At 66.8% G+C, this 17,097-nt stretch carries 19 protein-coding genes; 14 read left to right on the top strand and 5 right to left on the bottom strand.

What is annotated here, in order from left to right; genetic code table 11:
• Positions 1-775, top strand: a 775-nt coding sequence (locus AC4ELH_RS35195) for an IS30 family transposase (protein ID WP_498889486.1), incomplete at its 5' end; no start/stop codon positions are given.
• Between the two features lie 45 nt (positions 776-820).
• On the opposite strand, the gene AC4ELH_RS35190 is transcribed toward AC4ELH_RS35195, so the two are convergent.
• On the bottom strand, positions 821-1,405 hold the full coding sequence (locus tag AC4ELH_RS35190; protein WP_498889484.1) for an HhH-GPD-type base excision DNA repair protein: 585 nt from the start codon (positions 1,403-1,405) through the stop codon (positions 821-823).
• A 91-nt stretch (positions 1,406-1,496) separates the two neighbouring features.
• On the opposite strand from AC4ELH_RS35190, the gene AC4ELH_RS35185 reads away from it, so the two are divergent.
• The 9 genes from AC4ELH_RS35185 (at position 1,497) to AC4ELH_RS35145 (ending at position 10,703) form a co-directional block, all read left to right on the top strand.
• Positions 1,497-1,799 (top strand): DUF732 domain-containing protein, encoded by a 303-nt coding sequence (locus tag AC4ELH_RS35185; RefSeq protein ID WP_463794973.1) that lies wholly within the window; start codon positions 1,497-1,499, stop codon positions 1,797-1,799.
• A gap of 48 nt (positions 1,800-1,847) precedes the next feature.
• Positions 1,848-3,047 (top strand): sensor histidine kinase, encoded by a 1,200-nt coding sequence (locus AC4ELH_RS35180; protein WP_498889482.1) that lies wholly within the window; start codon positions 1,848-1,850, stop codon positions 3,045-3,047.
• The gene (locus AC4ELH_RS35175) at positions 3,044-3,835 is read left to right on the top strand and encodes a LytR/AlgR family response regulator transcription factor (RefSeq protein ID WP_498889480.1); all 792 of its coding nucleotides are present in this window, start codon (positions 3,044-3,046) and stop codon (positions 3,833-3,835) included. Before AC4ELH_RS35180 ends, AC4ELH_RS35175 begins: the two co-directional genes overlap by 4 nt.
• Positions 3,828-4,196, top strand: a complete 369-nt coding sequence (locus tag AC4ELH_RS35170) for a hypothetical protein (protein WP_498889478.1) — start codon at positions 3,828-3,830, stop codon at positions 4,194-4,196. The genes AC4ELH_RS35175 and AC4ELH_RS35170 overlap by 8 nt, the downstream gene beginning before the upstream one ends.
• Entirely contained in the window at positions 4,193-5,923 is a 1,731-nt protein-coding gene (locus AC4ELH_RS35165) for a sodium/solute symporter (protein ID WP_498889476.1), read from the top strand. The genes AC4ELH_RS35170 and AC4ELH_RS35165 overlap by 4 nt, the downstream gene beginning before the upstream one ends.
• Positions 5,924-6,073: 150 nt before the next feature.
• The gene (locus AC4ELH_RS35160; RefSeq protein ID WP_498889474.1) at positions 6,074-6,418 is read left to right on the top strand and encodes a DUF485 domain-containing protein; all 345 of its coding nucleotides are present in this window, start codon (positions 6,074-6,076) and stop codon (positions 6,416-6,418) included.
• Entirely contained in the window at positions 6,415-8,046 is a 1,632-nt protein-coding gene (locus AC4ELH_RS35155) for a monocarboxylic acid transporter (protein WP_498889472.1), read from the top strand. The genes AC4ELH_RS35160 and AC4ELH_RS35155 overlap by 4 nt, the downstream gene beginning before the upstream one ends.
• A 117-nt stretch (positions 8,047-8,163) precedes the next feature.
• Positions 8,164-9,342, top strand: a complete 1,179-nt coding sequence (locus AC4ELH_RS35150) for an MFS transporter (protein ID WP_498889470.1) — start codon at positions 8,164-8,166, stop codon at positions 9,340-9,342.
• 35 nt (positions 9,343-9,377) lie between these two features.
• Positions 9,378-10,703: an acyltransferase family protein gene (locus tag AC4ELH_RS35145; protein ID WP_498889468.1), complete on the top strand. Its 1,326-nt coding sequence runs from the start codon at positions 9,378-9,380 to the stop codon at positions 10,701-10,703.
• Between the two features lie 79 nt (positions 10,704-10,782).
• Here the strand turns inward: AC4ELH_RS35145 and AC4ELH_RS35140 are convergent, their stop codons facing one another.
• A complete protein-coding gene (locus AC4ELH_RS35140; RefSeq protein WP_110777269.1) occupies positions 10,783-10,953 on the bottom strand; it encodes a DUF5302 domain-containing protein in 171 nt (56 codons plus the stop codon).
• Between the two features lie 42 nt (positions 10,954-10,995).
• Entirely contained in the window at positions 10,996-11,439 is a 444-nt protein-coding gene (locus tag AC4ELH_RS35135) for a PPOX class F420-dependent oxidoreductase (RefSeq protein WP_064882694.1), read from the bottom strand.
• Between the two features lie 31 nt (positions 11,440-11,470).
• Between AC4ELH_RS35135 and AC4ELH_RS35130 the strand changes: the two genes are divergently transcribed.
• The 3 genes from AC4ELH_RS35130 to AC4ELH_RS35120 are packed head-to-tail and all read left to right on the top strand — an operon-like array spanning position 11,471 to position 13,847.
• The gene (locus AC4ELH_RS35130; RefSeq protein ID WP_463794983.1) at positions 11,471-12,301 is read left to right on the top strand and encodes a class I SAM-dependent methyltransferase; all 831 of its coding nucleotides are present in this window, start codon (positions 11,471-11,473) and stop codon (positions 12,299-12,301) included.
• Between the two features lie 26 nt (positions 12,302-12,327).
• Positions 12,328-13,314, top strand: coding sequence for an alpha/beta hydrolase family protein (locus tag AC4ELH_RS35125; RefSeq protein ID WP_448449007.1), 987 nt, complete (start codon positions 12,328-12,330; stop codon positions 13,312-13,314).
• 17 nt (positions 13,315-13,331) lie between these two features.
• Positions 13,332-13,847 (top strand): DUF1697 domain-containing protein, encoded by a 516-nt coding sequence (locus AC4ELH_RS35120; RefSeq protein ID WP_448449008.1) that lies wholly within the window; start codon positions 13,332-13,334, stop codon positions 13,845-13,847.
• Positions 13,848-13,851: 4 nt separating this feature from the next.
• Here AC4ELH_RS35120 and otnI read toward each other — a convergent pair whose 3' ends face one another.
• Positions 13,852-14,637, bottom strand: a complete 786-nt coding sequence (gene otnI, locus AC4ELH_RS35115) for a 2-oxo-tetronate isomerase (RefSeq protein ID WP_498889464.1) — start codon at positions 14,635-14,637, stop codon at positions 13,852-13,854.
• A gap of 103 nt (positions 14,638-14,740) precedes the next feature.
• Here otnI and AC4ELH_RS35110 point away from each other — a divergent pair, with 103 nt between their 5' ends.
• Entirely contained in the window at positions 14,741-15,574 is an 834-nt protein-coding gene (locus AC4ELH_RS35110; RefSeq protein ID WP_498889462.1) for a class I SAM-dependent methyltransferase, read from the top strand.
• Positions 15,575-15,583: 9 nt separating this feature from the next.
• Here the strand turns inward: AC4ELH_RS35110 and AC4ELH_RS35105 are convergent, their stop codons facing one another.
• Entirely contained in the window at positions 15,584-17,062 is a 1,479-nt protein-coding gene (locus tag AC4ELH_RS35105; protein ID WP_448449179.1) for a flavin-containing monooxygenase, read from the bottom strand.
• Between the last annotated feature and the right edge of the window lie 35 nt (positions 17,063-17,097).

Here is a 17,097-nt window from a genome sequence, read left to right as displayed (position 1 = left end):
AGTGGTGGCACGCTTGGAAAAGCGGCACAGTCCCGAGCAGATCGCCGAACGACTGCGCGAAGATTTCCCCGACGATCCGGAGATGTGGGTGTCACACGAGACGATTTATCAGGCCCTCTATGTCCAACCGCGCGGGGAGTTGGCCCGGCTGGTCAAGACCGCGTTGCGCACCGGGCGCGTACAGCGCAAACCGCAGGGCCGCAGCAGTATTAGTGATCGCGGCAAGATCAAAGACATGATCAACATCAGTGAACGCCCCAAGGAGGCCGATGATCGGGCGATCCCCGGCCACTGGGAAGGGGACCTGATCTTGGGTAGCACCGCCTCGGCTTCGGCGATCGGCACCATGGTGGAGCGGACCACCGGATTTGTGGTCTTACTGCACCTGCCCGATGACCGCACCGCAGCCACCCTGGCCTCAGCCATGAGCGTCAAGCTTCCCGACATCCCTGAGGTTCTGCGTCGATCGCTGACCTGGGACCAAGGCAAAGAAATGGCGCTGCACACCAAGATCACCGAGGCCACCGGACTGCCGATCTACTTCTGCGATCCCCACAGCCCCTGGCAACGCGGCACCAACGAGAACACCAACGGCCTGTTGCGTCAGTACTTCCCCAAAGGCACCGACCTGTCGTTCTACGGGCCAGGCTGGCTCGACGAGGTCGCCGCCGAACTCAACGCCCGACCCCGCAAACGACTCAAATGGCGCACCCCCGCCGAAGAACTCGACCGACTACTGTCAGACCCGTCCACATTCGTTGCAGCCACCGCCTGAATCCAAGCCACGAAACGCGATCTCAGCGCACGCTCGACGCCGACATCAGCTCTTGGCCTTGGCTTCTTTGGCGGCTGCCTTCATCTGCTTCTTGTAGGTGCGGACCTTCTGCAGCGACCCGGGATCTACCACGTCGGCCACCGACATGAAGCTGCCGGCCGTGCCGTAATCCCCCGCCGCCGCACGCCAGCCCGTCGGCGTCACGCCGTACTGCTTGCCCAACAGCGCCAAGAAGATCCGGGCTTTCTGGTCACCGAACCCGGGCAGGCGCTTGAGCCGGCGCAACACCTCTTTGCCATCGGGATCGCCGCTGGTCCACAGCGCGGTGACATCGCCGTCGTACTCGTCGACGATGGCCCGCGCCACGTCCTGTACCCGCTTGCCCATCGACCCCGGAAACCGGTGAATGGCAGGGGTTTGCGACACCAGCGCGATGAACTCGTCCGGGTTGTAGTCGGCGATCTCGCGGGCGTCGACACGACCGAGACGGTCGGCGATCTTCTTGGGCCCGGCGAACGCCGTCTCCATCGGAATCTGCTGATCCAACAACATCCCGACCAACAGCGCGAACGGGTTGGACTCCAGCAGGGCGTCGGCCTCCGGGTCTTGGACTAGCTGCAGTTTTCCCACGTCGCCAGTCTAGGACTAGCCACGTTTTTGACGCCTGTGTCGGTGGAGTGTGCGAATGTGTACGCGTTACCCGGTGATGTGCCCATAGGAGATGGACATGAGACGCGTCGTTGCACCCTTCTTTGCAGCGGTGATTACCGCGCTTGCCTTGGCCGCCACGGCCAACGCGATCCCCGATCAGGGCACGCCGGAGTTCGACAACTACATGCAGGGCCTGGACCGCAACGGATTCCACTTGAATCCCGACACCGCGTGGCGCGTCGCTCACCAGGCGTGTACGGGCAGCATCCCGGGGTACATCAGCTGGGAGTTGGCCGCCCAGGGTGTGATCGGCCCCGGTGCGGAGCAGCGGGTGTACGACGTGGCCAGGAAGTACGCCTGCCCCGTTCAGTAGGTGAGCTAGCTGCGGTTTCGCCGCACAGCCATCTAAGGTTGGCCCACGATGTCCGGCGAAGTGGCAGTCGCGCTGGCCCTGGCGCTGATCTTGGCGGCGATCGCCGCCGTCGTCGTGGTGCGCACCCGGCGGGTGGTGGCCACCCCCACCGAACGTGCCGTGCACGCCGCACTGCACACCGCCGCGCAGGCCGCCCGCGCGTTACGTCAAGGCCTGGACACCGAATCCGCCCAGACCGCGGCGCCCTATCTGCGCGAGCTGACCGGTACCGCGGGGCTCGCGCTGTTCGACGATGACGCGGCCCTGCTGGCCCGCGACCACGACGATGAGGCGATCTGGCAGTCCGGCACCGTCGAGGTCTGTGCCGACACCGCCCGCGAGTCGATCAGTGCCGGTCGCCGGGTACTGCACACCGCACGGTCGACAGCTGTCGTGGCGCAGCCGCTGCTGACCGAGGGCGGCGAGGTGCTCGGTGCCCTGGTGGTCCTGGCACCGGCCAGCCCTGGGCCGGGCATGCTCGGCGCGGTCGGCGAGGTGGCTCGCTACGCTGCCAGCCAGCTCGAGCTGGCCGAACTCGACGCGTCACGCGCCCGACTGGACCGGGCCGAGGTGCTGGCGCTGCGTGCCCAGATCAGCCCGCACTTCATCTACAACGCGCTCAACACGATTGCCTCGTTCGTCCGCACCGACCCGGACCGGGCCCGCGAACTGATCCTGGAATTCGCGGATTTCACCCGCTACTCGTTCCGGGCGGCCGGGCAGTACACCACGCTCGCCGACGAACTGCGCAACATCGACCGCTACCTGACGCTGGAACGTGCCCGGTTCGGCACCAGCCTGCGGGTACGGCTTCAGGTGGCGCCCGAGGTGCTCAACGTCGTCGTGCCGTTCCTGGCGCTGCAGCCGCTGGTGGAAAACGCTGTGCGGCACGGGCTGGCGGGGCAGGGCGGCGGATCCGTGGAGATCATCGCCCGCGATGCGGGCACTGAATGCGTGATCACCGTGGAGGACGACGGGGCAGGCATCGATCCCGACACGCTGCGCGCCGGCCCCGGCGACGCACTGGCCGACCGTACCGGGGAGTCCGCGCATGTCGGGCTGACGAATGTGGACCATCGGCTGCGCGCGGCATTCGGCAACGATTACGGTCTTGTGGTCGAGACAGCGGTCGGCGCGGGCACCAAAGTGGTGATGCGCGTGCCGAAGTTCCGTTCAGGGGTCCGAGCCGGCGGAGGTGGTTTCGCATGAGTTCTGGCCTGACCGTGCTCGCCGTCGACGATGAGGCGCCCGCCCTCGACGAGTTGGCCTATCTGCTGGGGCAACACCCCGACGTCGGTGAGGTGCACACCGCGTCCGACGCCACCTCGGCACTACGCGAACTCAACCAGCACGCTTTCGACGCGGTGTTCCTCGACATCAACATGCCCGGCCTGTCCGGCATCGAATTGGCCGGGGTGCTGGCCAATTACGCGAACCGGCCCGCCGTGGTGTTCGTGACCGCCCACGAGGACAAGGCAGTGGCGGCCTTCGATGTCGGCGCCGTCGACTATCTGCTCAAGCCGATCCGGCAGAACCGCCTCGACGAAGCCGTGCGCCGGGTCGCGTCCGCCGCGCCGAAGGCCGCGGCCGCTGAACCGGCGCAGCCCGAGGATCGGGATTGGAACGTGGTTCCCGCCGAACTGGGCGGTATAACCCACCTGGTGCCCCGCGACAGCATCGGCTGGGTCGAGGCCGAAGGTGACTACGCCCGGCTGCACTCGGCCACCGGTGCCCACCTGGTGCGGATCCCGTTGAGCACCTTGGAAACCCGCTGGCGCGACCATGGGTTCCAGCGCATCCACCGGTCGTACCTCGTGTCACTGCGACAGGTCACCGGTCTGCGTACGGCCGAAGGCGCCGTGCTGGTGCGGTTACGCGCCAACGGAACCTCCCCCGCCGTGGAGCTTCCGGTGAGCCGGCGCCAGGCCCGCGAACTGCGGGACCGACTGGTCCGCGATCCGATGCGTTCCCTCAAACCGGCGGGCAGCGATGAGTGAGCGCCCCCAGCGGCAGCGGGTGGTGCTCGCCCACCGCCGCGGTACCCGCATGGTGCGCACGCGCATCGAGGTGGCCGAGCAGACACAGGTGGGCGACGCACTGGTACGCGGCCTGGTGCGCACACAGTTGGGGCTCGCCTTGCGACTCGCCGCCGTAGTGGTCACGGTCGTGGTGGCCCTGGTGCTACTCAATTCCGCCGTACCGGAGTTCGCCGCGCTCACGGTACTCGGCATCCGGCTCAACTGGCTGATCCTCGCCGGGCTGCTGTATCCCCTGCTGTACGGCGTAGGCCGGCTCTATATCCGACTGGCCGAGCAGGGCGAGCGCGATTTCGTCCGCGTCGTCGACAGCGAACCATGACCGGCGCACCGCTGACCGCCGCTGCCCTGCTCGCCGCCGTCGTGGCCACCATCGCCATCGGCGCCTACGGGGTTAGGTTGTCGCGCACCACCTCCGACTTCCTGGTGGCCTCGCGCAGCGTCGGCCCGCAGTGGAACGCCGCCGCGATCTCCGGTGAATATCTCTCCGCCGCCTCGTTTCTCGGGGTGGCCGGGCTGATCGCGAAGTACGGCGCCGACGCGCTGTGGTATCCGGTCGGTTTCACCGCAGGCTATCTGGGCGTGCTGCTGTTCGTGGCCGCACCGCTGCGACGCTCGGGGGCCTACACCGTCCCCGACTTCGCCGAATTCCGGCTCGGCTCGGTCCGTCTGCGCAAGGTGGCCATGCTCGTCGTCGTGGTGATCTGCCTGTTTTATCTGGCGCCGCAGTATCAGGGCGCCGGGCTCGCCCTGAAAACGCTTCTGGGCGTTCCGGTCTGGATCGGACCGCTGCTCGTCGCCGGGATCGTGATCACCAACGTGGTGGCCGGCGGCATGCGGTCGATCACCTTCGTGCAGGCGTTTCAATACTGGCTCAAACTCACCGCCATTGCGATCCCGGCGCTGGCCCTGCTCGGGCTGTTCATCGGCGACCGTGGCGATTTGGGCGGTCCACTGCCGCCCACTGTGCAACAGCAGACCACCGTGCAGATCGAGACCTCAGTGGTGGTCCAGGTGATCGATCCGGCGGGCATCACCGTGTCCGGCGACCTGGACGGCCGACACGTCGACTCCGCCAGGATCACCGCGCCCGGGCAACATACCCTCGGCGCGGGCACCACGCTCACGCTGGCCGCGGGCGCGGCCACGCCGGTGGTGGCCGGCACTCCGGGGACCGGCAGTGAGTGGATCGCCTCGGGCGGCGGCCTGGGCGGTGGACATCCGCTGTATCAGGTGTTGTCGATCATCGTGGCGACGTTCCTGGGCACCATGGGCCTGCCGCATGTGCTGGTTCGCTTCTATACCAACCCCGACGGTCGGGCGGCCCGCCGTACCGCGCTGGCGGTGGTGGCGCTGCTGTCAGTGTTCTACTTCTTCCCGATCCTGCTCGGGGTCTTCTCCCGATTGTATGTGCCGCAGCTGCTCATCACCGGAACTGCCGACGCTGCAGTGCTTTTGGCCCCCGGCGCGGCCGTCGGCGGGATCGGCGGCCAACTGCTGGCCGCCCTGGTGGCCGCCGGCGCCATCGCGGCGTTCCTGGCAACCTCTTCGGGCCTGCTGATCAGCGTCGCCGGCGCCCTGGCCACCGATGTGCTGCGCGGCCGGGTGCGCGACTTCCGGATCGCCGCAGTGTTCGGTGGGCTCATCCCGATCCCGTTGTCGCTGATGGTGTCCGGGCTGGAGTTGTCACGCAGCGTCGGCTTGGCCTTCGCGGTCGCCGCGTCCACCCTGTGCCCGCTACTGGTGCTCGGTATCTGGTGGCGCGGCCTGACCGCGATCGGTGCGGCATGTGGCCTCGCGGTGGGCGGATGTGTGTGCGGCAGCGCGGCACTCGTGGCGATCAGCGGTGGTATCGATGACGACGTACTCGGCGGATGGCCGGCGGTGATGGTCGGTTACCCGGCGGCGGTCAGCGTGCCGATCGCCTTCCTCACCATGATCGTCGTCAGCATGTTCACCCGGCCCATCGCGGGCGTCGCGCAGATCTTCGCGCGCATGCACGTGCCCGAACGCCTCGGCCTCGGCGTCGAGCGGGTGCCCGCAGGCTGAACCGCCTGCCGCTCAGCCCCGACGACCGACCGCTCGGCGCAGCGATGACCGAATTCGGCGTATCGACCTCGATACCCCGCCCATGTGACCCAGCTCTCAATTAGGTTCAGGCGCTATCCGCTCTCACAGCCAATTGTCAGGAGTTCTCGGGTGACCGAAACCGACCTTCCCGAGAGGGTTGCCCCCACCGGGGAGCAGTTCCTCGCCATGCAGGCCAGTCCTGAATTCCAGGAACTGCGTACCCGCCTGCGCCGCTTCGTCTTTCCGATGACCGCGTTCTTCCTGGTCTGGTACGGCCTCTACGTCGCTCTCGGCGCGTTCGCCCACGACTTCATGGCCATCCGGGTGTTCGGCAACGTCAACGTCGGCCTGCTGATCGGGCTGGGCCAGTTCCTCACCACGTTCCTCATCACCGGGTTGTACGTAGGCTTCGCGAACCGGGAGCTCGACCCGCGGGCCACCGCCATCCGCGAAGAGCTGGAGGGCACCCGATGACAGTCACAACGCTCGCCGCGGAGACCGTCGGTAACCCGGTGGCCAACATCGGCATCTTCAGCCTCTTCGTCGTCGTCACGATGATCGTGGTGATCAAGGCCAGCAAGCGAAATGCGACCGCCGACGAGTTCTTCACCGGCGGCCGCGGCTTCTCCGGCCCGCAGAACGGCATCGCCGTCGCCGGCGACTACCTGTCGGCGGCCAGCTTCCTCGGCATCGCCGGCGCCATCGCCGTCTACGGCTACGACGGCTTCCTGTACTCGATCGGGTTCCTGGTGGCCTGGCTGGTCGCCCTACTACTGGTGGCCGAATTACTGCGCAACACAGGTAAATTCACCATGGCCGACGTGCTGAGCTTCCGGCTCAAGCAGCGTCCGGTGCGGCTGGCCGCGGCCATCTCGACACTGACGGTTTCGCTGTTCTACCTGCTGGCCCAGATGGCCGGAGCCGGCGGTCTGGTCGCCCTGCTGCTCGACGTCAACAGCCGCACCGGGCAGTCGATCGTGATCGCCGTCGTCGGCATCCTGATGATCGTCTACGTCTTGGTCGGCGGCATGAAGGGCACCACGTGGGTGCAGATCATCAAGGCCGTGCTGCTGATCGCGGGTGCCGCTCTGATGACCGTGATGGTGCTGAGCAAGTTCGGGCTGAACTTCTCCGAGATCCTCGGTTCGGCACAATCGGCGATCTCCGGGGCCACCACCAAGGGCGTGTCCAGCCGTGACGTGCTCGCCCCGGGCGCGCAGTACGGCGGATCGCTCACCTCGCAGATCAACTTCATCTCGCTGGCGCTGGCGCTGGTGCTCGGTACCGCGGGCCTACCCCACGTGCTGATGCGCTTCTACACGGTGCCGACCGCGAAAGAGGCTCGGCGTTCGGTGGTCTGGGCGATCGCGCTGATCGGCGCCTTCTACCTATTTACTTTGGTACTCGGCTACGGCGCGGCCGCCCTGGTCGGTCCGGACCGCATTCTTGGGGCAGCCGGTGGCGTCAACTCGGCCGCCCCGCTGCTGGCGTTCGAACTCGGCGGGGTGATCCTGCTCGGGGTCATCTCCGCGGTGGCGTTCGCGACGATCCTCGCCGTCGTGGCCGGTCTGACCATCACGGCGTCGGCCTCGTTCGCCCACGACATCTATGCGTCAGTACTCAAGTCGCACAAGGTGACCGAAGACGAGCAAGTGCGGGTCTCGCGTATCACCGCGGTCGTGCTCGGCGTGTTCGCGATCGGGCTGGGCATTCTCGCCAACGGCCAGAACGTGGCGTTCCTGGTGGCCCTGGCATTCGCCGTGGCTGCTGCGGCCAACCTACCGACGATCGTGTACTCGCTGTACTGGAAGCGGTTCAACACCCGCGGTGCCCTGTGGAGCATGTACGGCGGCCTGATCTCGACCATCGTGCTGATTGTGTTCTCCCCCGCCGTATCGGGTTCGAAGACCGCCATGATCCCCGGCGCGGACTTCGATTTCTTCCCGCTGGCCAACCCAGGCATCGTGTCCATCCCGCTCGCATTCGCGCTCGGCATCATCGGCACGCTCACGTCGCCCGACACCGGGAACCCCGAACTCAACGCCGAGATGGAGGTCCGGTCGCTGACCGGCGTCGGCGCCGAGAAGGCGGTCGCGCACTAGACGCCACTCCGCCGAAACGGCATTCCAGCAGAGAAACTGCGAGTAGCAGCCTGCTGGAATGCCGTTTCGGCGGAATAAGCGGAATACAAACGTTAGGTAGCGCCGCTACCATTCAGCGTGCGCCGCCTCTCCTTTCCTCTCCTCGCGTACGCGTTCGCCGCGATCATGGTGGGCACCACGCTGCCCACCCCGATGTACGCGCTGTACGCCGACCGCATGCATTTCGCGGTGCTGACCACGACGGTCATCTATGCCACCTACGCCGGCGGTGTGTTGTTCGCGCTGCTGGTGTTCGGCCGCTGGTCGGATGCCGTGGGCCGGCGGCCCATGCTGCTGGCCGGCGTGGCGGCGGCCCTGGTCAGCGCCGTGGTGTTCCTGTTCGCCGATTCGGTGCCGCTGCTGCTGATCGGTCGGGTGCTGTCCGGTCTGTCGGCGGGTCTCTTCACCGGAACGGCCACGGCGGCCGTCATCGAGGCCGCCCCGCAGGCCTGGGAATCCAGGGCCGCGGCGGTGGCGACAGTGGCCAACATCGGCGGCTTGGGCGCCGGCCCGCTGCTGGCCGGTCTACTGGTGCAGTACGCACCCCAACCCCTTCTGCTGCCGTTCCTGATTCACATCGGCCTTGCTGTCCTGGCCGGGATCGCGGTGCTCGTTGTGCCGGAGACGTCGGCGCGCACCGGGAGGATCGGGTTGCAGCGGCTGTCCGTACCCACCGAGGTCCGGACCGTCTTCGTCATCGCCGCACTCGCCGCCTTCGCCGGATTCGCGGTGACCGGACTGTTCACCGCGGTCGCGCCGTCGTTCCTGTCGAACGTCATCGGCATCGGCAACCACGCGGTGGCGGGCGCGATCGCCTGCTCGATCTTCGCGGCCTCGGCCCTGACCCAGGTGGCAGCGAATCGAATGGCCGCCGAGCGGGCGGTGGCGGTCGGCTGCGGACTGCTGATGGTGGGCATGATGATTCTGACTGCGGCACTGTATTTTTCCTCGCTGCCCGGCCTGATCACAGCCGCGGTGGTATCCGGCATCGGCCAGGGCATGAGCTTCAGCCGGGGCCTGGCCGCGGTCGTCGAGCGCGCCCCGGCCCAGCGTCGCGCCGAGGTCAGCTCCACCTACTTCGTCGTCGCCTATGTCGCCATCTCGCTTCCGGTAATCGGCGAGGGCCTGGCCGCTCAATCACTGGGCCTGCGGACCGCCGGCATCACTTTCGCGATCACGGTCGCGGTGCTGGCCGCGGTCTGTCTGACCGCGATCCTGTTCGCGGAGGCCAGAGCGAAGTTGAGTGCTTCTACCTAGGGACTACGCAGCCGTGGGGCCATAGCGTTCTAGCCATGACCGTTGCTGCTGACACAGCTGCCAAGAATGCCCCCGCGAAAGCCGGGCTGTTTCCCTCGCCCGCCGAGGTCGAGGCGCAGACCCCACCGGACCGGGACCGCGCCATCGACGTCATCCGGATCGTGTCCCTGGTCGGTGTGGTGTTCGGCCACACGATGATGGCGACCAGCACGATCCGTGCCGACGTGTTCATCTGGAGCAACCTGCTCACCGCGTCCGTCGTGTTTCAGGCGCTGACCTGGGTGTTCCAGATCATGCCGTTGTTCTTCTTCGCCGGCGTGGCCGCTTCGGTGCAGTCCTGGAAGCCGGGCTCCTCGTGGGGCGGGTGGCTGCTGCGACGCTGCACCCGGCTGTACCGGCCGGTGTTCTACTACCTGGCTTTCTGGACCGCGGCCCTGGCGGTGTTGCGGTTCGTGCTCCCCGAGCACGTCTACGAGCCCATCGCCGGGATCTCCATCCAGCTGCTGTGGTTCCTGGGCGCCTATGTCCTGGTGCTGGCGGCGATACCGATGCTGGCCCGTATCACCACCACCGGGCAGATGGCCTGCGTGATCATCGGCACATATGCGTTCATCGCCGTGATCGACATGGTCCGGATAAACATGGACGGCTACGCCACACTCGGCTACCTCAACACCGTGGTGTGGTTGATCCCCGGAGTGTTCGGTGTGGCCTACCGTCGCCACCTGCTGTCCAGCAGTGCCGCGCTGAAGATCGGGATCGGCATGCTCGGGGTGAACCTGGCATTGCTGTACTTCGGCCCCTACGAGCTGAGCCTGGTCGGCATCGAGACCCAGCACCTGAAGAACATGACGCCGCCGTCGCTGCTGCTGGCCGGCCACGCAATCATGATGTGCGCGTTCGCGATTGCCGCCGCCCCCGCCATCAACCGGTGGGCCCAGCGGCCGCGGGTGTGGTGGCTGACCGCGATCGGCAACTCCGGTGCGATGACGCTGTACCTGTGGCACATGCCGCTGCTGCTGGGCCTGCACCTGGTGTTCGACTACCTTGGGCTCGACCGCATCGACCCGTCTGCCCCCGGCTTCATCGCGCTGTCAGTGCTGCAGTTGGCCGTGATGGCCGGACTGGTCGCGGTCGCCTTCGTCGCGCTGCGACCGCTGGAGAACTCGCCGCTGCCACTGTGGGACGGTGGCGCGGTGGCCGACACCGGCATCCGCAGCGCCACGGTGGGGCTGCTGCTGTGCCTGGCCGGTGCGGCGACACTGACCTCGGTCGCTTGGGGCCTGAAAGATCAGGGCGTGTACTGCGTGGCGGTCATGTTGGCCGCCCTCGTGGCGGCCCGGGCGCTGGCCCGCGACTAACACGTCGAGTGTGCGTACAGATCGCGAATTTCCACGGAATAGCGATCTGTACGCACACTCGGCGTTGACGAACCTGTATCTACCCGCTCTTGCGGCGGAATTCCCGCCGGTTCTCGACCGGGCCATGTGCCCGCGATTTGTCACGCCCGCCGTCCTTGTGCGCAGCGCCCCCAGACGACTGCGCCTTCTTGCGCTCCAGGGCCTCCCGGAATTTGCGCTTGTTGTCGTCTTCCGGTGTGTCGTCAGCCATACGCCGCAGCGTAGTCCGACTCCGAGTCCATAGTCACGCGTATTACCGACGGCCCGGCGGCATCCCGTACACGTGCGTGATCGGCAGGGTCAGCAACACGCGGCGATCGTCGACCATGGCGCGCCGGTAATCGTCCCAGTCGGGATGCTCTCCGGCGATGTTGCGGTACAAGGCAATCAGCCCCTCGACCGTATCGTCGTCGGGCGCGGCGGCGGGCGGGGTGAGGATCGCGTCGCCCTCGGCAACCGCATACGACCAGCCGTCGTCGGAGCTGACATGGACGGATGCCCGAGGATCACGTCGCAGGTTGCGGGTCTTGGCCCGCGGCTCGGTGATGGACACCTGGATCTGCACTGCCCGCGGGTCGAAGTAGTAGGAGACATTCGACAGTTGCGGACGACCGTCCTGCTTGATCGTCGCGAGAACTCCCATCGAGTTGCCGCCGATCAAGGCCAAAAGCTTGTCGTCGAAAACCTGGCGCCCCATGTGACGAGCGTACGTCTTTACCATCGGTTCGATGAGCGTGATTGACGGCAACACCCTCGACGGCGTCTCGGCGACGTCGCTGTGGACCCTGAGCAACCGCGGTCTCGAGGCCAGACGTTCCGACGGCGTGATCCGCGACCCGTGGGCCGTGGCCCTTCGTGACTCCATCGACTACGACTACCGCAAGTTCGGCAGGCCCACCCAAGCCCATGCGCTGCGGGCCCGCACCTTCGACGTCGAGACCCGCGACTACCTCTCGTCGCATCCGAAGGCCGCGGTGGTGGCATTGGCCGAGGGTCTGCAGACCAGCTTCTGGCGCCTCGATCAGGCCGGGGTGGCTGACGAATTGACCTGGTATTCAGTCGATCTACCGCCTGTGGTCGCGATCCGGGACAAACTATTGCCTCATGACGACCGCATCGTCGCCCTGGCCCAGTCGGCACTCGACCGCAGTTGGATGGACCACGTCGACGCCACCAACGGTGTGTTCATCACCGCCGAGGGACTTCTGATGTACCTGGAACCCGACGACGTGCGCAGCCTGATCGCCGACTGCGCGGCACGGTTCCCCGGCGGGCGGATGGTGTTCGACTCGATCCCGCACTGGGCGAGCCGGCGCACCATCAAGGGTCTGCACCTGTCCGACCGCTACATCGCGCCGCCGATGCCGTTCGCGCTGACCGCCGAAGAGGGCCTGGCCATGGCTGGGACGGGACCGGGAGCCATCGCCGGGGTGAGGTCGGCTCGGGACGTGCCCATGCAGGCCGGGCGCGGCCTGTTCAAGCTGGCGGCCGAGCCGTGGCTGGACCGGATCGGCGCGATCCACCGCATCAGACCGTCCATCACGGCACTGGACTTCTGACCCGAGGGATCGAGAAAGAGACGACTGTGCTGATTCCAGGACTGCATCGCCGGCGGTACCGGCGGGCGCTGATCGCGCTCACCGCTTTGCTCGTCGTCGGTGTCACGCCGTCCTGCACAACCGAGGCGAAAACGGAAAAGAGGTCCGCTGCGGTCGCGGTGGTCCCCGAGGCCCTCACCCTGCACGACGTGACTGTCACCCGCGTCCACTACCGGTCCGACGCCCGGCCCACCGACCGGTACCCCGACCAGAACTGGGCAGATCTCTACCTGCCCGCCGGCAGGCATGCGTTCAATTCGGTCCCGCTGGTGGTGCTGATCCACGGCGGCGGGTGGCAGAGCACGATGGGCGCGGGGGTGTTCCAGGGCCTGGCCCGCGAGCTCAGTAGCCGCGGCATGGCGGTCTACAACATCGAGTACCGCAGGATGGGGTCGGGCGGTGGGTGGCCGACCACGTTCGACGACGTGGCCGGCGCCATGGACTATGTCGCCGAGGTGGCCCTGCAGTATCCGCAGCTGGCCATCGACGACGCGCTGGTCGTGGGCCACAGTGCAGGAGCCCAATTGGCGGTATGGGCCAGCACCCGCCAGGACCTGCGCGGTGACGAGGTCGGATCCCGGCCCCGGTTCCGGCCGACCAGGGTCATCTCGCTGGCCGGTCCGCTCGACATGGTCTACGCCGCCGACCACGGCGACAAACGCATCGTCGCAGTGCTCGGCGGCCGCCCGGCAGAGGTGCCGCAGCGGTACGCCTCGGTCGATCCGATCCAGAACCTCGACCCGAGCGTGCCGGTGATCGCGGTGCACGGAACCCTCGACACCGTTGTGGCACCGGCCAATTCGCAGCGCTATGTCGCAGCGCTCAAGAAGCGCGGCGGCCGGGCCAGCGTCGAACTGCTCCCGGGTGAGAATCACACGTCGATCGTGTCGACGCGATCCCCCAGCTTCCGGCGGGTGCTCCACCTCATCACCGCCACCTCGAAGGCCGAATTGGACCAACTGCCGGTGAAGTGACTGGTTAGGCTGGAGCGGTGACGGGCTACATCGCGTTCCTGCGCGGCATCAACGTGGGAGGCGTGAATCTCAAGATGGCCGACGTGGCCAAAGCCATGGAGGCAGCCGGATTCACCGAGGTCAAGACGATTCTGGCAAGCGGAAATGTCTTGCTGGACAGCACTTCCAAGGCCCCGAAGGTCCGCACCACCGCCGAGAAGGCACTGCGCGACGCCTTCGGCTACGAGGCATGGGTGTTGGTGTACGACATCTCCACGCTGCAGAAGATCTCCGCCGATTATCCGTTCGCGCGGGAAGTCCCCGACCACCACTCGTATGTCACGTTCGTGAGTGACGACAACCTGCTCGACGAGCTCGCGGCGCTGACCCCGGGCGACGACGAAAAGGTGCAACGCGGCGACGGGGTGCTCTATTGGCAGGTGCCCCGAGCCGCGACGCTCGACAGCGCGATCGGCAAGACCATGGGCAAGAAGCGCTACAAATCCTGCACCACCACCAGAAATCTACGGACCCTGGACAAGGTGCTGCGCTGAGCCGTCACCCGCGCGCTCTTCGCAGCCACCCCAACCCTGCGCTCGTGCCGGCGGCGGGACGGTACTCACAGCCCACCCAACCGTCGTAACCGGTCTCGTCGATGACGGCGAGCAGGTAGTCGATCGCCAGTTCGCCGCTGTCGGGTTCGTGACGATCGGGAACTCCGGCGATCTGCAGGTGCCCGACGTGACCGGTCGGAATGTCCGACCGCAGCCGGACCGTCACGTCACCTTCGGTGATCTGGCAGTGGTACAGGTCGAGTTGCACCTTGAGGTTCGGCGCCCCGATACCGCCCACAATGCGGTGCGCCTCGTCCTGCCGGCTCAGCAGATAGCCGGGCATGTCGCGCTGGTTGATCGGTTCGATCAGCACGTCGACGCCGAGGCCGGCGGCCTGATCGGCGGCCCAGGTGAGGTTGTCGCGGTACACGGCCAGCCGCTCCTCGCGCCCGGCACCGGTCGGGACAACGCCGGCCATCACGTGCACCCGTGGGCAATTCAGCGCCTCGGCGTAGCCCAGTGCGCGGACGAATCCATCCCTGAACTCGGCCTCGCGGCCGGGCAGGGAGGCGGTGCCGCGTTCCCCCGCCGTGTAATCGCCGGGAGGAGCGTTGAACAACGCCTGCTCCAGACCGCAGGCATCGAGGCGAACGCGCAGCTGCTCGGCCGGGTACTCGTACGGGAAGAGGAATTCCACCGCGGTGAACCCGTCGGCCGCCGCGGCGGCGAACCGGTCGAGGAAGGCGTGTTCGGGGTACATCATGGAGAGATTGGCCGCGAAGCGTGGCACGGCGGACTCCTTCCAGCTGAACCGAATCACCCTTTGAGAGCATCTTTGCGCGTGCGATCGACGAGGTTGGCACCGGCCGGCGGAACGCGGGTACATTCGCGCCATGACGGGTGGCTCAGAGAAGGTCAGTGGCAGTGCGCTCACCGGTGTCTCCGAGACGGCACTGCTGACCCTGCAGGTGCGCGCGCACGAGGCACGCCGCCCGGACGGTCTGATCGACGATCCGGTGGCGCTGCAACTGGTCGACTCGATCGATTTTGATTTCGCCAAGTTCGGCTATACCCGCCGCCAGGACATGGCCCTGCGTTCACTGCTGTTCGACCGGATCACCGGCGACTATCTTCGCGAGCATCCGAAGGCCACCGTGGTGGCGTTGGCCGAGGGGTTGCAGACCAGCTTCTACCGCCTGGACGCCGCCGGCGTGGGACATGAGTTCCGCTGGATGTCAGTCGATTTGGAGCCGATGATCGAGCTCCGCAACAAGCTGCTGCCCAAGCCCGACCGCGTCACGCAGCGCGCCCAGTCGGCACTGGACTTCAGCTGGATGGACCACGTCGACACCGATCACGGCGTGTTCATCACCGCCGAGGGCCTCCTGATGTATCTGCAGCCAGAGGAGTCCATGTCACTGATCCGTGCCTGCGCGCAGCGCTTTCCGGGCGGACAGATGATGTTCGACCTGCCTCCGGCGTTCTTCGCGTTTCTCACCCGCAAAGGGATGCCGACCTCGATGCGCTATCGGGTGCCGCCCATGCCGTTCAGCCTGTCCCCGGGCGAGCTCGCCGATCTGGTCAACACCGTCCCCGGAGTACGGGCGGTTCGCGATCTGCCGATGCCACCCGGCCGCGGCGCGATCTTCAACGCCCTGTTGCGGACCTACCACCTGCCGATCTTCGACCCCGTCCGCCCGGTGGTAGGTCTGCTGGAGTTCGGCTAGTCCGCCGAACTAGACGGCCACCAAGGACTTTTCGAACCTGAGGTGAGGGTCCTCGACGGGTCCGTTGCGCAACGTCTCGGCATCCAACGTGTAGTTCATGGTCATCTGCCACGGTCCGTCAACCCCCTGACGGGGAATCTCGTCGATGGCACGCTGCACGTACCCGGCCCCGAAATCCAGGAGGGGGCGGGTCTGACCGCCGGCGAACTCCGGCCGGACGACGTCGAAACCGTTGTCGTCCATGTGCTTCAACAACCGGCAGAAGTGCTCGCAGAGCAACCCGACCTTGAGCGTCCATGACGAGTTGGTGTAGCCGAAGGCGAAGGCGAAGTTCGGCACGCCCGAGAGCATGATGCCCTTGTAGGCGACCGTGTCGGCGAGGTCCACCGGTGCGCCATCGACGGTCAGCGACATCCCGCCGAACAGCTGGATGTTGAGACCCGTTGCGGTGACGATGATGTCGGCGTCAAGCTCACGGCCGGACTCCAGCAGGATTCCGTTCTCGGTGAACGTCGCGATGCGGTCGGTGACCACCGAGGCGCTGCCGTTGCTGATGGCCTCGAAAAGGTCGCCGTCGGGTACGGCGCACAACCGCTGGTCCCACGGGTTGTAGTGGGGCGCGAAGTGCTCGTCGACGGGGTAGCCCTTGGGCAGCTTGGCGGCGTTGACCTTCTGGATCAGCCACCGGGCGGCCGTCGGGTACTTCTGGCACAGCACGTAGACGGAGCGCTGCTTGATGATGTTCTTGCGCCGGGCCGCGGCATACCCGAGGCGGTCGCCCAGCAGCCGCCTGGCGGTGTTGGCGAAGGCGTCCTTGGCCGGGACGGGAAGCACGTAGGTGGGTGAGCGCTGCAGCATCGTGACGTGCCCGGCGGTCGGCGCCATCGACGGCACCAGCGTCACCGCGGTGGCACCGCTGCCGATCACGACGACCTTCTTGCCGGTGTAGTCGAGATCCTCCGGCCAGTGCTGCGGATGCACGATTCGTCCGGTGAACCGGTCCTGACCTTCGAAGGTCGGGGTGTAGCCCTGGTCGTAGCGGTAGTACCCGCCACCGCAGAACAACCAGTTCGCCGAGATCTGCACGAGTTCGGGATCCGCGCCGTCACTGCCGGTCCGCTCGATGTCCACGGTCCAGGCGGCAGTCGCGGAGTCCCAGGCCGCGCCGAGCACCTTGTGATGAAGCCGGACGTGGCGGTCGATGCCGTTCTCCGACACCGTCTCGCGCAGGTAGGCCAGGATCTTGTCGGCGGTCGCGATGGCATGCTCGTCGCGCCACGGTTTGAATTCGTACCCGAAGGTGTGCAGGTCGGAGTCCGACCGAATGCCCGGGTAACGGAACAGGTCCCACGTGCCGCCGGTAGCGCCACGGGCCTCGAGGATCGTGTAGCTGCGGCCCGGGTGTTCGCGCTGCAGGTAGTAGGCGGCACCGATGCCGGAGATTCCGGCGCCGATGATGAGTACGTCGACGTGTTCGGTGTGGTTCATGTCTCAATGGTTGCGGTCAGCCGATCGTCACCCAA

Source organism: Mycobacterium shunyiense (genome assembly GCF_058270075.1).
This window is presented reverse-complemented; position numbering and strand designations above follow the sequence as displayed.

What these genes read in the sequence shown, in the direction of transcription:
- AC4ELH_RS35140 (WP_110777269.1), bottom strand. Translation starts at nt 10,953, where the DNA reads ATGGCTGACGACACACCGGAAGACGACAACAAGCGCAAATTCCGGGAG.
- AC4ELH_RS35110 (WP_498889462.1), top strand. Translation starts at nt 14,741, where the DNA reads ATGACGGGTGGCTCAGAGAAGGTCAGTGGCAGTGCGCTCACCGGTGTC.
- AC4ELH_RS35185 (WP_463794973.1), top strand. Translation starts at nt 1,497, where the DNA reads ATGGACATGAGACGCGTCGTTGCACCCTTCTTTGCAGCGGTGATTACC.
- AC4ELH_RS35175 (WP_498889480.1), top strand. Translation starts at nt 3,044, where the DNA reads ATGAGTTCTGGCCTGACCGTGCTCGCCGTCGACGATGAGGCGCCCGCC.
- AC4ELH_RS35170 (WP_498889478.1), top strand. Translation starts at nt 3,828, where the DNA reads ATGAGTGAGCGCCCCCAGCGGCAGCGGGTGGTGCTCGCCCACCGCCGC.
- AC4ELH_RS35105 (WP_448449179.1), bottom strand. Translation starts at nt 17,062, where the DNA reads ATGAACCACACCGAACACGTCGACGTACTCATCATCGGCGCCGGAATC.
- AC4ELH_RS35130 (WP_463794983.1), top strand. Translation starts at nt 11,471, where the DNA reads ATGAGCGTGATTGACGGCAACACCCTCGACGGCGTCTCGGCGACGTCG.
- AC4ELH_RS35180 (WP_498889482.1), top strand. Translation starts at nt 1,848, where the DNA reads ATGTCCGGCGAAGTGGCAGTCGCGCTGGCCCTGGCGCTGATCTTGGCG.
- AC4ELH_RS35135 (WP_064882694.1), bottom strand. Translation starts at nt 11,439, where the DNA reads ATGGGGCGCCAGGTTTTCGACGACAAGCTTTTGGCCTTGATCGGCGGC.
- AC4ELH_RS35155 (WP_498889472.1), top strand. Translation starts at nt 6,415, where the DNA reads ATGACAGTCACAACGCTCGCCGCGGAGACCGTCGGTAACCCGGTGGCC.
- AC4ELH_RS35145 (WP_498889468.1), top strand. Translation starts at nt 9,378, where the DNA reads ATGACCGTTGCTGCTGACACAGCTGCCAAGAATGCCCCCGCGAAAGCC.
- AC4ELH_RS35165 (WP_498889476.1), top strand. Translation starts at nt 4,193, where the DNA reads ATGACCGGCGCACCGCTGACCGCCGCTGCCCTGCTCGCCGCCGTCGTG.